Origin of the sequence: Enterococcus sp. HMSC072F02 (genome assembly GCF_001837725.1) — a bacterium.
Taxonomy (GTDB): Bacteria; Bacillota; Bacilli; order Lactobacillales; family Enterococcaceae; genus Enterococcus_B; species Enterococcus_B lactis.
In genome coordinates this window covers 1,584-19,472 of record NZ_KV833953.1, presented here as the reverse complement: position 1 = coordinate 19,472, position 17,889 = coordinate 1,584, and the positions used below count along the sequence as shown (strand labels likewise).

14 protein-coding genes are annotated in these 17,889 nt (G+C 37.0%); 7 read left to right on the top strand and 7 right to left on the bottom strand.

Annotation, left to right across the window (positions count from 1 at the left end):
• Positions 1-79: 79 nt before the first annotated feature.
• Both rbsR and HMPREF2731_RS06860 read right to left on the bottom strand, forming a co-directional pair.
• The gene (rbsR, locus tag HMPREF2731_RS06865) at positions 80-1,093 is read right to left on the bottom strand and encodes a ribose utilization transcriptional repressor RbsR (RefSeq protein WP_002310778.1); all 1,014 of its coding nucleotides are present in this window, start codon (positions 1,091-1,093) and stop codon (positions 80-82) included.
• 81 nt (positions 1,094-1,174) lie between these two features.
• On the bottom strand, positions 1,175-1,777 hold the full coding sequence (locus HMPREF2731_RS06860; RefSeq protein ID WP_002320407.1) for an isochorismatase family protein: 603 nt from the start codon (positions 1,775-1,777) through the stop codon (positions 1,175-1,177).
• 180 nt (positions 1,778-1,957) lie between these two features.
• Between HMPREF2731_RS06860 and HMPREF2731_RS06855 the strand changes: the two genes are divergently transcribed.
• From HMPREF2731_RS06855 to treC, 3 genes are all read left to right on the top strand, one after another.
• The gene (locus tag HMPREF2731_RS06855; protein ID WP_002310780.1) at positions 1,958-2,659 is read left to right on the top strand and encodes an ABC transporter ATP-binding protein; all 702 of its coding nucleotides are present in this window, start codon (positions 1,958-1,960) and stop codon (positions 2,657-2,659) included.
• Between the two features lie 9 nt (positions 2,660-2,668).
• Positions 2,669-5,380 (top strand): FtsX-like permease family protein, encoded by a 2,712-nt coding sequence (locus HMPREF2731_RS06850; protein WP_070872624.1) that lies wholly within the window; start codon positions 2,669-2,671, stop codon positions 5,378-5,380.
• A 451-nt stretch (positions 5,381-5,831) separates the two neighbouring features.
• The gene (gene treC / locus HMPREF2731_RS06845) at positions 5,832-7,460 is read left to right on the top strand and encodes an alpha,alpha-phosphotrehalase (protein WP_070872622.1); all 1,629 of its coding nucleotides are present in this window, start codon (positions 5,832-5,834) and stop codon (positions 7,458-7,460) included.
• Positions 7,461-7,520: 60 nt separating this feature from the next.
• Here treC and HMPREF2731_RS06840 read toward each other — a convergent pair whose 3' ends face one another.
• Positions 7,521-8,702, bottom strand: coding sequence for an AI-2E family transporter (locus tag HMPREF2731_RS06840; protein ID WP_002293256.1), 1,182 nt, complete (start codon positions 8,700-8,702; stop codon positions 7,521-7,523).
• A 248-nt stretch (positions 8,703-8,950) separates the two neighbouring features.
• On the opposite strand from HMPREF2731_RS06840, the gene HMPREF2731_RS06835 reads away from it, so the two are divergent.
• Entirely contained in the window at positions 8,951-10,480 is a 1,530-nt protein-coding gene (locus HMPREF2731_RS06835) for a zinc ABC transporter substrate-binding protein AdcA (RefSeq protein WP_002310785.1), read from the top strand.
• Between the two features lie 67 nt (positions 10,481-10,547).
• Here the strand turns inward: HMPREF2731_RS06835 and HMPREF2731_RS06830 are convergent, their stop codons facing one another.
• The 3 genes from HMPREF2731_RS06830 to HMPREF2731_RS06820 all read right to left on the bottom strand — a co-directional run bounded on the left by HMPREF2731_RS06830 (position 10,548) and on the right by HMPREF2731_RS06820 (position 13,312).
• Positions 10,548-11,276 (bottom strand): LytR/AlgR family response regulator transcription factor, encoded by a 729-nt coding sequence (locus tag HMPREF2731_RS06830; protein WP_002314066.1) that lies wholly within the window; start codon positions 11,274-11,276, stop codon positions 10,548-10,550.
• 12 nt (positions 11,277-11,288) lie between these two features.
• Positions 11,289-12,569, bottom strand: a complete 1,281-nt coding sequence (locus HMPREF2731_RS06825; protein ID WP_002316678.1) for an ATP-binding protein — start codon at positions 12,567-12,569, stop codon at positions 11,289-11,291.
• A 140-nt stretch (positions 12,570-12,709) separates the two neighbouring features.
• Complete coding sequence (locus tag HMPREF2731_RS06820; RefSeq protein WP_002293263.1) at positions 12,710-13,312, bottom strand: accessory gene regulator B family protein; 603 nt, start codon at positions 13,310-13,312, stop codon at positions 12,710-12,712.
• Between the two features lie 243 nt (positions 13,313-13,555).
• Here HMPREF2731_RS06820 and HMPREF2731_RS06815 point away from each other — a divergent pair, with 243 nt between their 5' ends.
• Both HMPREF2731_RS06815 and HMPREF2731_RS06810 read left to right on the top strand, forming a co-directional pair.
• Positions 13,556-13,762, top strand: a complete 207-nt coding sequence (locus HMPREF2731_RS06815) for a hypothetical protein (RefSeq protein WP_002293266.1) — start codon at positions 13,556-13,558, stop codon at positions 13,760-13,762.
• A 184-nt stretch (positions 13,763-13,946) separates the two neighbouring features.
• A complete protein-coding gene (locus tag HMPREF2731_RS06810) occupies positions 13,947-14,666 on the top strand; it encodes a deoxynucleoside kinase (RefSeq protein ID WP_002312814.1) in 720 nt (239 codons plus the stop codon).
• 79 nt (positions 14,667-14,745) lie between these two features.
• On the opposite strand, the gene HMPREF2731_RS06805 is transcribed toward HMPREF2731_RS06810, so the two are convergent.
• Positions 14,746-15,429, bottom strand: a complete 684-nt coding sequence (locus tag HMPREF2731_RS06805; protein WP_002310796.1) for a YoaK family protein — start codon at positions 15,427-15,429, stop codon at positions 14,746-14,748.
• Positions 15,430-15,649: 220 nt separating this feature from the next.
• On the opposite strand from HMPREF2731_RS06805, the gene HMPREF2731_RS06800 reads away from it, so the two are divergent.
• A complete protein-coding gene (locus tag HMPREF2731_RS06800; protein WP_002314068.1) occupies positions 15,650-17,836 on the top strand; it encodes an ATP-dependent helicase in 2,187 nt (728 codons plus the stop codon).
• Positions 17,837-17,889: the final 53 nt, after the last annotated feature.

Sequence of the window (17,889 nt, the reverse complement as noted above, 5' to 3'; positions counted from 1 at the left end):
TTGATGGGAAGAATTATTTTTTAAAACGTTTTAGTAAAACGTTTTAATAGTTCGATAAAAATATAGCACACCTTGAAAGCTATTTCAAGGGTGCAGTCGAAAATCTTTTTTCTAGTCGTACAGGTAGCCGTTTTTCTTCCCACTCTTTTTCTGGGAATTGGATTCGATCTAACAATAATTGGGCAGATGTTTGCCCCAATTCGAAGATTGGTTGTGCGATCGTCGTCAGTTTTGGCTTGATATATTCGCACATGTCTATATTATCATAGCCAATAATACTATAGTCTTCTGGGATGCTTTTTCCAGCTTCCTCTAATCCGCGATATAATCCAAAAGCTAATTCATCATTTAAAGCAAACACACCAGTTGCAGCAGAATCAAGAAGTTTGGCTGTGATTTGGTAGCCGCCTTGTTTTGAGAACTGTGTAGGCAAGAGGATCAGACGGTCGTGAGGGATTTGGTAAACATCAAGAGCAGATTTAAACCCATCAATTCGAGCGTGGACATTTTCTGGCAGATTTTCAGGATAGATAAGGGCGATCGTTTGATGTCCTAGACTAAGCAGGTGCATACCTGCCAGATAACCACCGCGAAAATCGTCTGTTCGTACGGCATCACTAAATCCTTCAGATTTTTTTTGATCCAAAACAATGAAGGGCCGGCCTTGTTTTTTCAAATTTTCGTTGATTGCATCTGTAGAGACAGCAGAAGTCGCGATAATGAATCCATCCACACCTCGACGTGTGAGTTCGGCTAGGTACTCGATTTCTTTTTGATGATCAGAATCAGCATTACATAATATCGTGACGAAGTTCTGATTGTACAAGATATCTTCAATTCCTCGCATCAATGTACTGAAGAATGGATTCGTGATATCAGGAACGAGTACGCCAATCGTTTTCGTTTCCTTGGTAATCATTTGTCTAGCAAAATAATCAGGTTGATAACCTAATTCTTCTTTAGCAGCTAAAACTTTCTGAACGGTTTTCGGACTGAATTTCTCCGTATTTCCATTTAATATCAAGGAGACAGTTGTGATTGAAACGCCGGAAAGTTTAGCGACTTCTTTGATTGTGATCTTTTTTTTCACCATGTTCATACTCCTATCTAAATCCTGTGGTTATTTTCCCATGAAATCAAAAAGAAGTAAATGAAAATCATATACGCTAGTACCCTATTTACTTTGTTGGATCGCTTCGATTATTTGTTTCGTTGAACGTACTCGTGCAGTTTTCGGAAATATCTTGTTTATGAACAATTGATGCGATTCTTTGTCGCGATCACTACAAGCATCTTCAGCAAGTACGACATGATACCCGTGTTGGAAGGCATCCAATGCAGTAGCGTATACACCGTTTGTTGTCGCTACACCGCTTAAAATGATGGTTTCAATTCCACGACGACGAAGTTGAAGATCAAGAGAAGTACCAAAAAAAGCACTTGGATTGTATTTTGTGATAGTCAACATATTGTCTGTATCTTTCAAAGAATCCTTCAAAAGTAAATCAGTGAATTCTGGAGGTACAGAAGCAGCAGTCATTCCACCCATATCAGTTTGTTGACTCAAATAAGGGAAAGTGGAGATGTCTACATTCACTAAAACTTTCAAGGCAACGGTATGTTTCAATGCTTTTGCTAACAAATCATTGTTTGTCAGAATAGATGCTGCAGTGTGTGGAGAGAGTGTACCGTTATTTACGATCCCTTTTTGCATGTCGATCGCGACAAAAGCAGTTTTTGATAAATCAAAAATCATATTTTCCTTTAAATCATTCATGATGTTCCTTCTTTCAAATAACAATGTTTTTTATGTAAGTAAATCATAAATCGTTTATTTGTCAACTAAATAAAGAATTCCTTTCTTTAGTCTAGAGAAATTCAATGGTAAAATAAGTGTGAGAAAACGTATTCGATGCATAGATAAAGCGAGAAATATCGTGAAAATGGAGGAATCAGCGTGAAGTATGTCGAAGTAAAAAATGAATACAAACGATACAAGATGGGAGAAACGACCATTACAGCAAATGACGATATTTCTTTTTCAATTGAAAAAGGCGAATTAGTGATTATACTTGGCCCAAGTGGAGCGGGAAAGTCAACGATTCTTAATATTTTAGGTGGGATGGACACACCTGATGAAGGACAGATCATTATTGATAACACAGATATTGCGCAATTTTCAGACAAGCAGCTTACTGCTTACCGACGAACAGATGTAGGGTTCGTCTTCCAATTCTACAATCTCGTTCCTAATCTAACAGCAAAAGAAAATGTGGAATTGGCAACGGAAGTTTCCCCTGATGCGCTTGATCCTGTAGAAGTATTGACGCAAGTGGGCCTAGCTCATCGATTGAATAACTTTCCGTCCCAATTATCAGGAGGCGAACAGCAGAGGGTTTCCATTGCTCGAGCATTAGCCAAAAACCCTAAACTGCTTTTATGTGATGAGCCGACAGGTGCACTGGATTTTGAAACAGGAAAGCAAGTATTGAAATTATTGCAAAATGCTAGCAGACAACATGGCAATACTGTTTTGATCATTACACATAATTCTGCTTTAGCGCCCATCGCTGATAGAGTCATCCACATCAATGATGCAAAAGTAAGGTCAGTGGAATTGAATGAGCATCCTTCATCCATTGATGAGATTGTATGGTAGGAGGATTTTATGAAAACAAAAACATATCTTAAAGCAGGTTTTCGCGAAATCCGGCAATCTAAAGGGCGGTTCATTGCAATCATCCTTATTGTCATGCTAGGAACACTTTTATTTGTAGGTGTCAAAACTGCTGGACCTGTCATGCAAAAAACGATGGACCACTATGTTGGTACAGCAGGACTTTCTGATTTGCAAATCGTTTCTACTGGTGGTTTGACACAAAAAGATATCGCTCAAGCAGAAAAGATCCCAGATGCAAAAGTAGAAACAGGAAAACAGATCTATTATTCCAATACTGGAAAAAATGAAGTGATCCAAATCTTTTCTTATAACAAAAATAGCAGGCAGAACAAGCTACAATTAATTGATGGAAAACGCCCGGAAAAACCCAACCAACTTTTATTAGATGAAAAAGCGGAGAATGCAGGGTATAAAATCGGAGATGTCTATCAGATTGATTCAGATGAATTGAAAGAAAAAGAGTATACCATCACTGGCTTTGTCCGTTCTCCATTGTTCATCAACAATTTGGAGAGAGGATACGCGAATGTCGGAAATGGTAGCGTTGATTATTTTGTCTATTTGCCTGAATCCAATTTCAAGTCGGATATTTATTCTGTCTTATATCTTGATTTTACGAACGTAAAGAATTTGAATACGTACAGCAAAGCTTACAAAGATAAAATGGAGCAAAATCAAGAAAAGGCAGAAAAGTATTTACAAGATCGACCCGAAGAACGCTTAGAAGAGCTGAAAAAATCGGCAAACGAAGAATTAGAACCAGCACAGCAAAAAATAACAGAAGGCAAAGCACAAATAGCGCAGGGAAGAACACAGTTAGAAGATGCTAAAAAACAGGTAGCGCAGCAGTCAGCAGCTATCCAGCAGCTTCCTGAAGCGCAACGGACAATCGCTGTACAAACTTTGTCTCAACAAGAAGCTCAACTCGCTGATCAAGAAAGGCAGTTAGTTGAGAAAGAACGAGAACTAGCTTCTGCAGAGGAAGAATGGAACGAAAATGTAGAAAAAATTGAAAATTTAACTAAACCATCATACCTATACAATGAACGTTCAGAAAATGTCAGGTTTCAAGAATTTGGTGATCTGGCTGAACGTATCGCAGCAATCGCCAATGTTTTTCCTGTCTTCTTTTTCTTTATTGCCGCATTGATCACTTTTACGACAATGACGCGTATGGTAGAAGAAAACCGTAGGGAAATAGGAACATTGAAGGCGTTAGGTTATACGAAAGTTGAAATCGCAAAAAAATATGCAATCTATGCAAGTCTAGCTTCAGGAATAGGCATTGTTTTAGGAACGATATTAGGAACGAATCTTTTACCAAGGATCATTTTTGAACTATCTAACGAGCGATATGACATTGGGAGTGCCCTTGTTTTTTATGACTGGCCACCGATTTTACAAGCAGCTGCCGCATTCTTCATTGCCGCATTTGGCGCTGCAATGATTGTTTTGTTCAAAGATCTAAGAGAACGGCCTGCTGCACTGATTCAGCCGAAAGCACCGAAGCCAGGGAAACGTATTTTTCTTGAATACATCACTCCGCTGTGGTCACGCCTTAGCTTTAATCAAAAAATCAGTTATCGAAATCTCTTCCGATACAAGTCAAGAATGCTTATGGCGATTATCGGAATTGCTGGCTGTGCCGGTCTGATGGTTGCGGGCGTGGGATTGAAAGATTCTCTAAGTTCTGTCTCAGCCAAACAATTTGGACCGATCATTGACTATCAAGCAATCGTTACATTAGATTCATCCACGGAAGAGAGTCGTCAAAAAGCAGTGGATATGTTGCAGCAGCAAGAAAAAGTAAATGAGATCCTAGCTATTCATACTCAAACCGTAGAATTGAGAAAAAAAGGGCATGCTTCGCAAAGTCTGACAGTGATCGTACCGAGTAAAACAGCTGATTTTGATCGTTTTATCCATTTAACAAATCTTGAAGAGAACCCACGTTCCTTACCTAAAGCAGGAATCGCTATTACACAAAAAGCAGCAGAACTATTTGACTTATCTACAGGAGATCATATATCGCTTTATGATGAAAATCAAAAAGAATGGAAAGTCGAAGTAAAAGAAATCGTGAAAAACTATCTAGGCAGCTTTATTTATCTGTCCCCTGAATATTACGCTTCAGTGACTGATCAATCGATGACGGATAATGCATTTTTGGTGCGTACAGATAAGATGACAACGAAAGAAGAAGAAATGCTTTCCGAGAAACTGCTTGCTACAGACGCTGTGACAAATACGTCTTTCATGTCCAAACAAATCGAAACGCAAGAAGAATCAATGGCAAACTTAGACTCGGTTGTATTAATCTTTGTCGTATTGTCAGGATTGCTGGCTTTTATCGTCTTGTATAATCTAACTAATATCAATATTTCCGAACGTGTACGCGAATTATCTACGATAAAAGTCCTTGGATTTTTTGATAAAGAAGTCACGATGTATATTGTTCGAGAAAATATCATTTTTACTCTCTTAGGGATCATTGGAGGATTTGGTGTAGGATATGTATTGACTGACTTTATCTTACAACAAGCATCTATGGAAAATGTCATCTTTCCATTAGTGATTACATGGTGGGCTTATGTTTTATCAGCAGGATTAACCATCGTATTCACGGTTATTGTGATGATTGTTACCCATTTCAAATTAAAGCATATCGATATGATTGATGCGTTGAAATCGAATGAATAAAAATCGAGGTTGTGAAATCAGCGTCCTGACCTGAGTATTAGAGAAACAAACGGAAAAATAGTTCCTCATATTTTGCCGTTTTTTGAGCTAATACCGAAGGTCAGCTGATTGAACACCGTTTAAGAAAGAGGTTGTGACAGAAGTGGTCAGCTTCAAGAAATAAGAAGAAATTTAAGAAAACAGCTCCTCATATTTTTCATTTTAAAGGACTTATTGTCGTAGATGCAAGCTTTTGAACATCATTTATAGAAGAAACCAGAACATTTTGCTATTTTAGACAAGAGACTAGACAAATACATGTCTGATCTCTTGTTTTTTATTGGACAACACCCTCTTAGGAAGTATAAAGATAAATTTTACAAACGCTTTCGGTTCAGTTATAATAATAAATGATAACTTGTATATATAAGTTGTGATAGGTAAGAAATCAGTTGAATGGAGGCAAATATCCATGACATTTAAAGACAAAGTCATTTATCAAATCTATCCCAAATCTTACAAAGACAGTAATGGTGATGGAATTGGAGATTTAAAAGGAATCAAAGAAAAACTGCCATATTTGAATGATTTAGGGATCGATATGATCTGGCTAAATCCTATTTATCCAAGTCCTCAAAAAGACAACGGTTATGATATCTCTGATTACACAGCCATCGATCCTATCTTTGGTACGATGGAAGAATTCGAGCAACTAATAGCTAAAGCAAAAGAATACCAAATAGAAGTCATGCTCGATATGGTATTGAATCATGTTTCGACAGAACATGAATGGTTCAAAAAAGCACTAGCAGGGGATCAGTATTATCAGGACTTCTTCATTTTAAGAAAAGAACCAACGGACTGGGTATCAAAATTTGGTGGGAGTGCTTGGTCGCCCTTTGGAGATACAGGAAAATATTATCTGCACTTATATGATCAGACACAAGCTGATTTGAACTGGCGGAACCAAGCAGTAAGAGAGGAATTATTCAAAGTAGTTCGTTTTTGGATGGAAAAAGGGGTAAAAGGATTCCGTTTCGATGTTATCAATGTTATCGGTAAAGACGAGCAATTGAAAAACAATAAAGAAAATGATGGTAAACCTGAATATACGGATAAACCAATCACCCATACGTATCTAAAAGAATTGAACCAAGCAACGTTTGGGACGGATTCCACTATCATCACAGTCGGTGAAATGAGCTCTACGACGATCGAAAATTGTATCTTGTATACAGAACCTAGTAGAGAAGAATTATCAATGGTCTTTAATTTTCATCACTTGAAAGTCGACTATGAAAATGGCAATAAATGGTCAACTCCTCCATTTGATTTTTCAGAATTAAAGCGACTGTTCCATACTTGGGGAGAAAAGATGAGTGATGGTAATGGCTGGAATGCTTTATTTTTTAATAACCATGATCAGCCACGTGCGCTCAATCGGTTTGTAGCTATCGATCAGTATCGAAAACAAGGAGCAGAGATGCTAGCAACCATGATCCATTTAAATCGTGGAACACCATACATTTATATGGGAGAGGAAATCGGCATGGTCGATCCAGACTATTCCTCAATTTCCGACTATATTGACGTAGAAAGTTTGAATGCTTACAAGTTGCTCCTTGCACAAGGATTCACAGAAAAAGAGGCGTTCCGTCGAATCAAAGCAAAATCTCGTGATAACTCTCGAACACCCATGCAATGGTCCGATGCAGAACAAGCAGGCTTTACTACAGGAAAACCTTGGTTAAAAGTTGCAGGTAAGCTAGAAGAGATCAATGTAGAGAAAGAACGATCTTCTGAGGATTCTATTTTGTCCTATTATAAGAAATTGATTCGGTTGAGAAAAACATATCCAATCGTTGCACAAGGCGATTATCATGCTTATGGAGCAGATCATCCGCAAGTTTATGGCTATCTTCGCCAATTTGAAGGGCAGCAGCTGCTTGTATTAACAAATTTCTATGATAAAGATACAAGGATCACCATTCCAGAAGGATTCACAGAAGCCGATATTCTTATCGATAATTATTCCGATACTGTTCTTCATCAAAATCTGGAGCTAAAACCATATCAGGCAATTGCTTTACTAAAAAACTAAAACCAAAAAGTATAAAACGCCGATCCTACGAGTATTCTCGTGAGATCGACGTTTTTTATTTTATTTAAAATAATCTTCTTCAGAAAATGAAGAGTGTTCATATTCTCCTTTGTCGCCATAAAATTTATTGTAGCGTTGTTTGAATTTACGGAAAATAAAAGTAACGAGTAATTTGACTAACGTATAGATAGGAATACCGAAAATAACGCCCACAATTCCCATTAGATCACCCATGACAAGCAAAACGATTAAGATCGTAATCGGATGGATCTGCAACCGATCACCCATTACTCGAGGAATTACCAAGTCACCATGGAGAAGCTGTACGGCAAACCAGACAATGACAAATTTGACAGCCATAAAAGTAGAGTCTTGGAATGCAATGATCAAACCCGGGAAAAAAGCGATAAACGGTCCAATATATGGAATAATACATAATAACCCAGCAGAAATAGCTAAAACACTGGCAAATTCTAATCCGATCAGTAAGAAACAAACCCAGTAGACTGCTCCAAGGATAAATGAAGCAATGATCTGCCCCTTTAAAAATGAACCCAATTGTTGATTAGCAATCTTTGTCAAATTTTTAAAATCTGTACGAAAGGCTGGTGGGACAATCGCTAAAACTGACTGATAAAATTTTTGAGGATTTCTCAAAAGAAAAAAAGTGACAATGGGCCCAGTAAATAAAGTAATGAAAATAGCTGTAACAGTTGAAAAAATATTGCTGATCCGTTGTGCGCCACTTTCCCAATAATTTCCAATAAAGCCAGCTATGTCAGACGTCACGTCATCAATAGAAGTAAAAAATTGATTAAATGAATCGGCAAAAGGTGTTTTCTCCAAAAATTGACGGAGACTCTCTTGGAAATCTTGAAATAAATCTGGCAAACTGCTAATCAATGTTTTTGTCTGTTCTTCAAGAAAAGGAACAAGCCATACGCTTCCAAGCCCCAATAAAAATAAAATAATCACATAAACAATAATGACTGACAGGTTCCTCGAAAGGTGCTTGCTTAAACGTTTGATGACTGGTTCCAAAAGATAATATAAGATCAGCGCAAACAATAATGGGGGCAAGATAGTAGCGATAATAATCCCAACAGGCTTGAATATAAATGAAATCTGATGGAAAAAATAAATGATCAGTGCCAGCAGGATCACCATACCTAAAACATAGTAAGAGGTTTTGCCTCCCAAAAAGCGGATCAAACGATTCGTTGTATCTGTTTCTTTTTTCACTCATTTTCCTCCTTTGTCTATAACTTTATTATAGACAAAAGAGGGGATAAAAGGAAAATGATAGAGTTGATTGAAAAAATATCGTGAATCATCCATACGAAAGTTCTCCTCAATTAAAATAAGAAAACGCTTGACAGCTCTTTTAGCCCTATGATAAATTAAATTCTGTTGCTAAAACGTAACTATTACGATTTGTTAGAGGCGAATCGGAACATTCAAATGAAAGAAGATGAGAAGGAGTGTTATAAATGAAACGACTGATAGGTATATTGGCTACACTGGTTTTAACAGGTATGTTAGCTGGTTGCGGGGCAAGTGGAGAAGCAGGGGACAGTAAGGAAAAATTGAGCGTGATGACGACCTTTTATCCTATGTATGATTTTACAAAAGCAATCGTCGGGGATGAAGGAGAAGTAGAATTATTGATTCCAGCAGGGACTGATTCCCACGATTATGAACCTTCTGCTAAAGACATGGCAAAGATCCAAGATACAGATATCTTTGTTTATAATGATGAAAATATGGAAACATGGGTCCCCACAATCCAAAAAACATTACAAGAAGGCAACGTCCATACGATAAAGGCGACAGAAGGTATGCTTTTACTTCCGGGAAGTGAAGAAGGACATGATCATGACCATGAACACGGGGAAGAAGGTCATACACATGAACATGAGCTAGACCCGCATGTATGGCTAGCACCAAGTTTAGCAATCAAGCAGGTAGCAAGCATACGTGATCAGTTGATTGAAGCTTACCCAGAAAAACAGGAAGTATGGACAAAAAATGCAGCAGCCTATACCGAGAAACTTCAAGCACTCCATCAGCTTTATCAAGAAACATTTAAGCAAGCAAAACAAAGATCTTTTGTCACGCAACATGCTGCATTCAACTATCTGGCATTAGAATATGGATTGAATCAAGTATCTATTGCTGGTCTTTCTTCTAGTGAAGAACCCTCTGCGGCGAGAATCGCTGAACTGAAACACTTTGTTAAAGAACACGGGATCAACTATATTTATTTTGAAGAAAACGCCAAAGATAGTATTGCCAGAACGTTAGCAAACGAAGCAGGTGTATCTTTAGAAGTGTTGAATCCTTTGGAGGGGCTGACGAATGAACAAATAGAAAATGGAGAAAACTATCTTTCTATCATGGAAGCCAACCTCGAAGCGTTGAAAAAAACGACAGAGACAGAAAACCTGTTAGAAGATACTTTGACTCCCAAAAAAGAAAAGAGCGTCTATAACGGTTATTTCGAAGACGAGGATGTACAAGATCGCTCTCTTTCAGATTGGGCAGGAACTTGGCAGTCAGTAGATACGTATGTAGAAGATGGGACATTCGATCCTGTTTTTGAATATAAAGAAAAATTGAATCAGGATAAGACAGCACAAGAATATAAAGAATACTATACGAAGGGCTATCAAACAGATATTGCTTCAATCAAGATTGGTGAGAAAGAGATGGCATTTACGTTTAAGGATGGAGCAACGAAACGTTCAAATTATCGTTATGTAGGGAAAGAAATCTTAACCTACGAGGCAGGAAACCGTGGTGTAAGGTATCTATTCGAAGCAGAAGATAAGGAAAGTGGCGCGTTTAGATATATTCAATTCAGTGATCACACGATTGCACCGGCTGACTCCGAACATTTTCATTTATATGCAGGAAATGAAAGTCAAGAGGCATTGCTAAAAGAAATGGAAAATTGGCCAACATTTTATCCAGACACAATGGATGGCCGTGAAATTGCACAGGCAATGCTTTTGCACTGAGAAGCAAAAAGAACCGAAGGGTTTGGATCGGCTGATTATTTAGTCGGTCCAAACTATTCGGTTCTTTTTATGAAATTAACTTTTTTAATCCACGGATAGAGACAGGGATAGTCTCACCGTTTGCCAACGTGACTTCTCTGGTTTTTTTATTAATCGACCGCACGTTTTGTGTATTGATAACATAAGATTTATGACAACGAATAAAATTCCGATGCATTTTCTCGATTTCTTTGATCTTCTCGTAGAATTGCAATTGAGCATGAGTCAAATGAACTTCCAATTTATGTGGTGCGCCTAACGAAGTAGAAAAATATTGGATTTCTTTGATCGGTAAAAATTTGATCTCATCATTGAACTCTATTTTGAAGATATCTTTTTGGATCTGGGACATTTGAAAATCTTCAAAAATTTTGCTCAGGATCTGCTCGACATTTTCTTTTAAATCATAAAGGTCTTCTTTCACAATATAGTCAGTCGGCTCAATGTTGCTTTTTAAGATTTCCATCGACATTTCCGTATGAGAAGTCACATAGATGATTTTTCCTAAAGGATCTAATTCACGGATCAATTTACCAATCGCTACGCCATCCATTTCACTGTCTTCTAATTCAATATCTAAAAAATAAATACCAAAAGAAGAAGTTCTGATCTTGGCCGCATTGAGAAGTTCTTCCGGATCAGAGGTAGAAATATGAACATAACTGTCTAAGTTTTCAATCATGATCCTGTTTTTGATCACCGTTGATAAAACTTCCAATTGTTTTGGATCGTCTTCACAAATATAAATGGGAATCATATCATTACTCCTTTATTTTATTTGAATATAAATCGTTTGAGAAAAACGTTGGTTTTCAATTGATGTTTCAAGGAAAAGATAAGGGTTTGTCTTTGTCAATTCATCCAATATAAATAAGCCAAGTCCTTCGTTTTTTGGATTTGTTTTTGTTGAGAAACCTTTTTGTTTCAACTGGTTTAACGGTAATGTATTTGTTGTTGTATTGATTACACGAATCATCACGGAATGATTTTTCTTGATGATCGTCAATTCGATCTTTTTCTTCTTTGCAGCACTAGCTCCTTCAATCGCATTGTCCAAGATAATACCAAGCATACGTACAAGGTTTACCGTATGTTTCGTATCCCACTCGATTGGCTTAGGAAAATGAAGCTGGACGATCAATCCTTTTTCCTGTGCCATCATAAGTTTTAATGACAGCAAACTGCGTATTTCAGGAACTTTCATATTATCCAACATACTTAGATTGGCCGGGAAAAGGTTCATCATCTGGCGTGTAGGCAATATCGTTTGATCGTAGTACGACCGTAATCCTTCCAAGTCGCCTTCTGCAATATAGCTGTGAAGAGAAAAGAGCAGATTTTGGTAATCATGTTTGAATTCTCTCAAGTCTTGATAGTTTTTTTCCAGATCTTTGATATAATCCTGCTGCATCCTGACTTGTTGCTCTAACAACTGATCAGCTAATTTCTTATTAGAGATTTTCCAATAATAAACCAAGATGATCAAGCCGACACACAGATAGAGAATGAAAAAACTAGTATTCAAAGCTAAGACATCAGGTGTTTCACCAGAAAAACGGGTATAAAAAATAATGATATAGTATGTAAATAATATCAACGTCCCAATCGTACCGATCATACGGCGGTCCACTGTGTGAAACCAAGTCTCTAACGATTTTTTAAAACAAAAAGCTAATAAAGCAGATAAAAGAGCGGATAAGGCAATGTGAAAATACTGCAAGGAATCTCCTGGTTCAACAACCGCAGATTTCAAAACAAAAAAATCGCCGATGCTTGTTAAATGATCTCCTAAAAGCGACGTCAATAATCCACAAGGAAGCGCGTAAACTAATTGTTGACGCGAAGTCGAAAAGAAGAAAAAAGTAAGCATCAGCATTCCTATAGCAATTAGAGCAGTAAAAATCCCTAAAACTGAGTAGACCCATCCAATCAAGACGCAAGAAATCAGAGTGACTCCTGCAAACAGATAGTTGTATCGGATATGATGGTCAATCAATAAGATACAAATTGTGTAAATCAAATATTGCAACGCTATGGACCATAAAAACATAAAGTACAGCTCCCATTGATTTTTACCAAATTATAGCACAATTAGCGTATTATTTTTTTAATTTTTCAGGGATTTTGAATTCAGAACTCATACCAAAGCAGCAGCCAGATACAAAAAAGTCAGATAAGTTAGTTAATTGTTTAATGATTGTTTTTTTCATGAAAGATTCCTCCAAAATTCATCAAGTAGTTTGTAATAGGAAGCAACGTAGCTATTTCTAAAACAATCCCAAGTAGCAAATAGGTAGAAAAGTAAGAAGCTGAGAAAAATAAAGTGATGAGAGAAAAAATTAGAAACATGCTGATTGCCTTCTTTAATAATGGTGGACGTTTCTCGGGTTCAATGGGATTGATTGCTGTACCTCTTGATCCATAGCGAAGCAGTAACAAAAAGCAGCTGATTAACAAAAAGACCATCATTGGGAAGGAGATAGTCAATTGCAGATGTTTCATCACCAAGGGAACGCCCCATAAATAAAGTAGTGTCCACAGCAGACAAACGAATTCAGAGTCGGAATGTAATCCATAAGCATATCTGCGGATGCAGATATAGGAAAGAAAGGTGATTCCTGTTTCCGCCCATGAGCCCGTCACCAGAGAAAAGACTAGAACGACCGCTAGTTTTCCAAGGTTGTTCAATAAAACTTCTAAGGCAAATTTTACTTGGACATACACCATATCTTCTTCCGATTTATCTCCGCTGAATAAGGTTTCTAATAATTTGTTCACAACTTTATCTTTCATCTCATACGTACCCCACCACAAATTCTATGCTAAAAAAAATAAAAAACGTGTTTTGTTTCATAAAAAGTGGTTTTGGCATCAAAACCGTCATGATTTCCTTAAAAGAATCTTCATTTTTTAAATCCTTTCCAAAAAAGGTGACAGTTTTGATACGAAAAGTACTTTTTATGACAAGTTTGTGTTTTTTTGATTATTTTATGTTAAAAATTTACTGACCTTAGAAAAGGTGATGGAGGGATTCTTATGGAAAATGAACAATTGTTTGAAGTCGGCGAAACATATGCATTTAAATCTGATTTATTTGAATCACCAATAAAAGGAAAAATAGAAAAAATCTATGAAAATAGCGTGATGATACGTGTCATGAATTGCGCAGCAGAAGACAATGATACCGCTCATAATCTGCACTGGCAGTTAGTTGTACGCAAATCAAGTACAATAGAAGAATAAAAACAGATAAAATGTTGAGAGCATAAAAGAGTAGAAGTTCATCCATTCTACTCTTTTATTTTCATGAATAGGCGTGACTTCTAGCTACTATTGGCGAAGCAGTCTTTAAGGAGCAGATAAAGTCAAGGCTTTTATTTCTATAAATGAAGTAGTAAAATGAAGAACAGATTTTATTACAGGAAGGATGCCGATAATTGTGATCATTGTTGCAGGAACGATCGGTGCAGGGAAAAGCACACTGACTGAAATGCTTGCCCAAGATTTAGAAACAAAACCTTTTTATGAGAACGTGGAGGATAATGAAGTATTGCCACTGTTTTATTCTAATCCGGAAAAGTATACTTTTTTATTGCAGATATTTTTTCTAAACAAACGTTTTTTGGCGATTAAAGATGCTTTCAGCCATGATGATAATGTACTAGACCGCTCTATCTACGAAGATAGTATGTTGTTTCATCTGAATGCCGATTTAGGGCGTGTTTCTGAAGTAGAAGTAAAGCAGTATGAGGGCCTTTTAGAGACGATGCTGAAGGAATTAGAAGAAATTTCGCCACAAAAGAAACCGGATCTACTGGTTTATATTCGTGTGTCTTTTGAAACTATGTTAGCAAGAATCAAAAAAAGAGGTCGGGAATATGAACAGCTAGAGCAAGATCCTGAACTCTATTCCTACTATAAAGAACTCAATCGACGTTATGAAGAATGGTATGAACAGTTTGATATATGTCCCAAAATAGTAATCGATGGGGATAAATACGATTTCGTAGCCGATCCAACATGTGGAGAACAAATCGTACAAGAAATCAAGATGCGGGCAAAGAAAATGACAGAAGAGGCAGATGCCCAATCGATCCGCTACACTACAAATAACCCGAAAGCAAAGGGTATCTTTACAACTGAATAATAAAAAACTAAGCAAATTGCTCACTCACAAATATTTCTTTGTGAACAGCATCCTGCTTAGTTTTTTTGATTCAGGGGAATCAAAAGGTGAAACGGTTCGTATGATAAAACTGCCATAACTGAAATGTCTGAGTGAGGGCCATGATCAAGAATAAAATAGAAACAATCAAAATCGAATGGGCGCCAAACAAATGATGACAGAATACAAGGACAATAGCCCCTGCGATAAAGGCAAGAACGACAGTTAAATAGTGGAAAAATCGATCAAAATCTGCTTTTTCTTTAGAAATACAATAATCATATAAATTTGTTGCTACCCCTTTTAAATTTCCTGTTGTGAATAAATTGGTGTAGGCACGCCCGTTGATTTTATCAAAAGCCACCCACTGGATCGAAGCCGTAAAAGCAATTAAAATCGTTACTAATGCGGGATGTTCATGGACAGGTGTCAAACTAACAAAGAAAAAAATCACCGCTTCATAATATAGAACAAATAAACGCCAGAAATGTTTTTCTTTTTTTCTAAAATAATCAATCAAATACTTTGTTAGAAGAATCCCTAAGAAAAAGAAAAGGGTAGACAATACTTTTTTGCCAACGCTTAGCCACTCTCCGTCAAAAGCTTGGATGATCGATAGGATGATATTGCCAGTTTGGGCAGAGGCAAAAGCACCATACTGGATATAAGTATAACTGTCCATTGCTCCTCCGATAAATGTCAGCAAAAGACCTATTGTACGCCCCTCGTGAAAGGAAGTCTGCATTTTTTTCATCACCTTTTATGAATATAATTTTGTCTTCCTTATCTTAGCATAAACGATTGAAAAAAAGGAAACATTTTCAGAAAACCAAAATCATCTCGCTCCCCATTTTCATTTTTAGAAAGGTCTGTTAGTATAAAGAAAAAAATAGACAACGAGATTTTAAATAATCAAATTGGAAGAAACAACTTCAAAGAAGAAAGATGGGAAGGAAATCAATCAGTTGGATGAAAAAGAAATTCTCCGATTACAAAAAGAACTGAATCGTTGGGAGAACAAATATAAAAAGCTTCAACAAGTCTTTCGGCTACAAGAAGAAATCATTGCTACCTATGAAGCGGCTTATGGAGAAGCCCCTGGACTTATTGAGGAAGAGATGCAGGAAAAAGAAAGCAAAGGAAACAACTCTTTCTTTAAAATGATGGAGAAACGTTCTTATAATCGCTTCAATCAAGAACAAAAAGCAGCTATCACATACGACATGGAGAAACATCTTCGAATCATAGCGGGAGCTGGGAGCGGCAAGACGCAAACAATCTGTGCAAAAGCGGTGTACCTGATGACACAAAAACAAGTAGACGAAGAACGCATACTGATGATCACTTTTACACGGAATGCTGCAAATGAACTAAAAAAACGAGTAGATAATTTCAGCCAAAGGAAAACTGCTGTCCATATCGGAACATTCCACAGTATCTTTTTTAGGATATACAATGAGATTTGTCGAAAATTCCCTGAAGTGGCAATGCAAGGGATACAAGGAGACTTTTCAAAAGATACTGCGCAAAAAGTAAATGCTGTTTTGCAACAGCTGATACGTAAATATAATCTTTATCTATTTGATCAATATGGAGAAAAAACGATTGCTTCTCGCTTAGACTATTGGCAGAATATGAACCTATCAATAGAAGAAATGATTCAGTTAGTTAAAGAAAAATATGATTCCATTGATAAGAATACAAGACAACCGATATCAGAACGACTGTATGGATTGCTCACAGAACTCCAAGAACAAAAAAGAAGGCAGCAATTGTTAGAGTTCAATGACGTACTCCAAAATTTGAAGAGCGCTTTGGAGAATGAAGAGATTCAGCACTATATTGGACAGAAATATGATTATCTATTTATTGATGAATTTCAAGATACTAATCCACTTCAATGGGAAATCGTGAAGCGGATGACAAAGGAAAACGGGATCAAGTTAATCGTTGTTGGAGATGATGACCAAAGTATCTATGGATTCAGAGGATCAGAGCCAGCGTATATCAAGAACTTTGAAAAAGAATATCCTACTAAAACTCTTTTCTTATTAACTAATTACCGCTCTCGGGCAGCTATTGTCCAAGGAGCGAATAGATTGATCAGCTATAACAAAAATGATCGGATACCAAAGGCGATGATTCCAGCACAAAAAGAAGCGGGTGTTATGGAGGCTTATTTGTTCTCAGATACAAAAGCAGAAAGCCAGTGGCTGATAAGTCAAATTCAGTCATTTATTCAAAAAAATGGGAAATATAAGGAATCGATCATATTATACCGATCGGCTTCGCAAACACAGCAACTTGTCCAATCTCTGCTAAAAACGAATATTCCTTTTGTACTGGAAGCAGATAGTCCATATGAAGGTATCTTTGGTATCAAGTCTTTCCAACAGTTCTATCAAAAAATCGTTCATTGGCAAACAGCTCAGAATCCGCAAAAGAAAAATCAAACCTATCAGCAATTGCTGCGGCAGCTGATGGTAGACTGCTATCTGAAAAAAAGTGAATGCGATCAATACTTTTCTCCTAAATATCAAAATACAGCCATTACGGATTATATTTTGTCGGTAAGACCCAATTTAAAATCCAAATCTGCAGAAATCCGCCAGTTTGAGGAAGCGTTGCGTAAAACAGACCAGCATCAAGAAGTCTATTCGCTTGTACAAAGCTATCTTCATCTGCCACGTATAGCTAAGGAAATCGATCAGAGTGATCAAGAATGGATACGAGAAGAAGTAAAGCAACATGCTACTTTTAGAAGTATCCAAGCCTTATCGCAAGAAACCCAAGCAACAGCTAAAGAATTAAAAACCCGCTTGATTGCTTACAGACAAGGAAAACTTGATGCGCTATGTATCCAGAGCATTCATAAAAGTAAAGGTCTTAGTTACAGAAATGTCTTTTTAATTGGCTGTAACGAAGGAAGTTTGCCTTATAACGGAGCAACAGAAAAGAAAGTCATCGACTCTAATGAAATAAAAGCAGAACCAGTGACGACGATAGAAGAAGAACGAAGACTATTTTATGTTGCGATGACTAGAGCAAGAAATCGTCTGTATCTATGTGTACCTCAAATGAAAAATACAAGAAAATTGAAAGTATCGAGATTTGTCAAAGAAACCGGTAGTCGTATGAAAAAAGGAAAGTGATGGAAAAGAGGTTGTGACAGGAGTGGTCAGCTTCAAGAAATAAGAAGGAATTT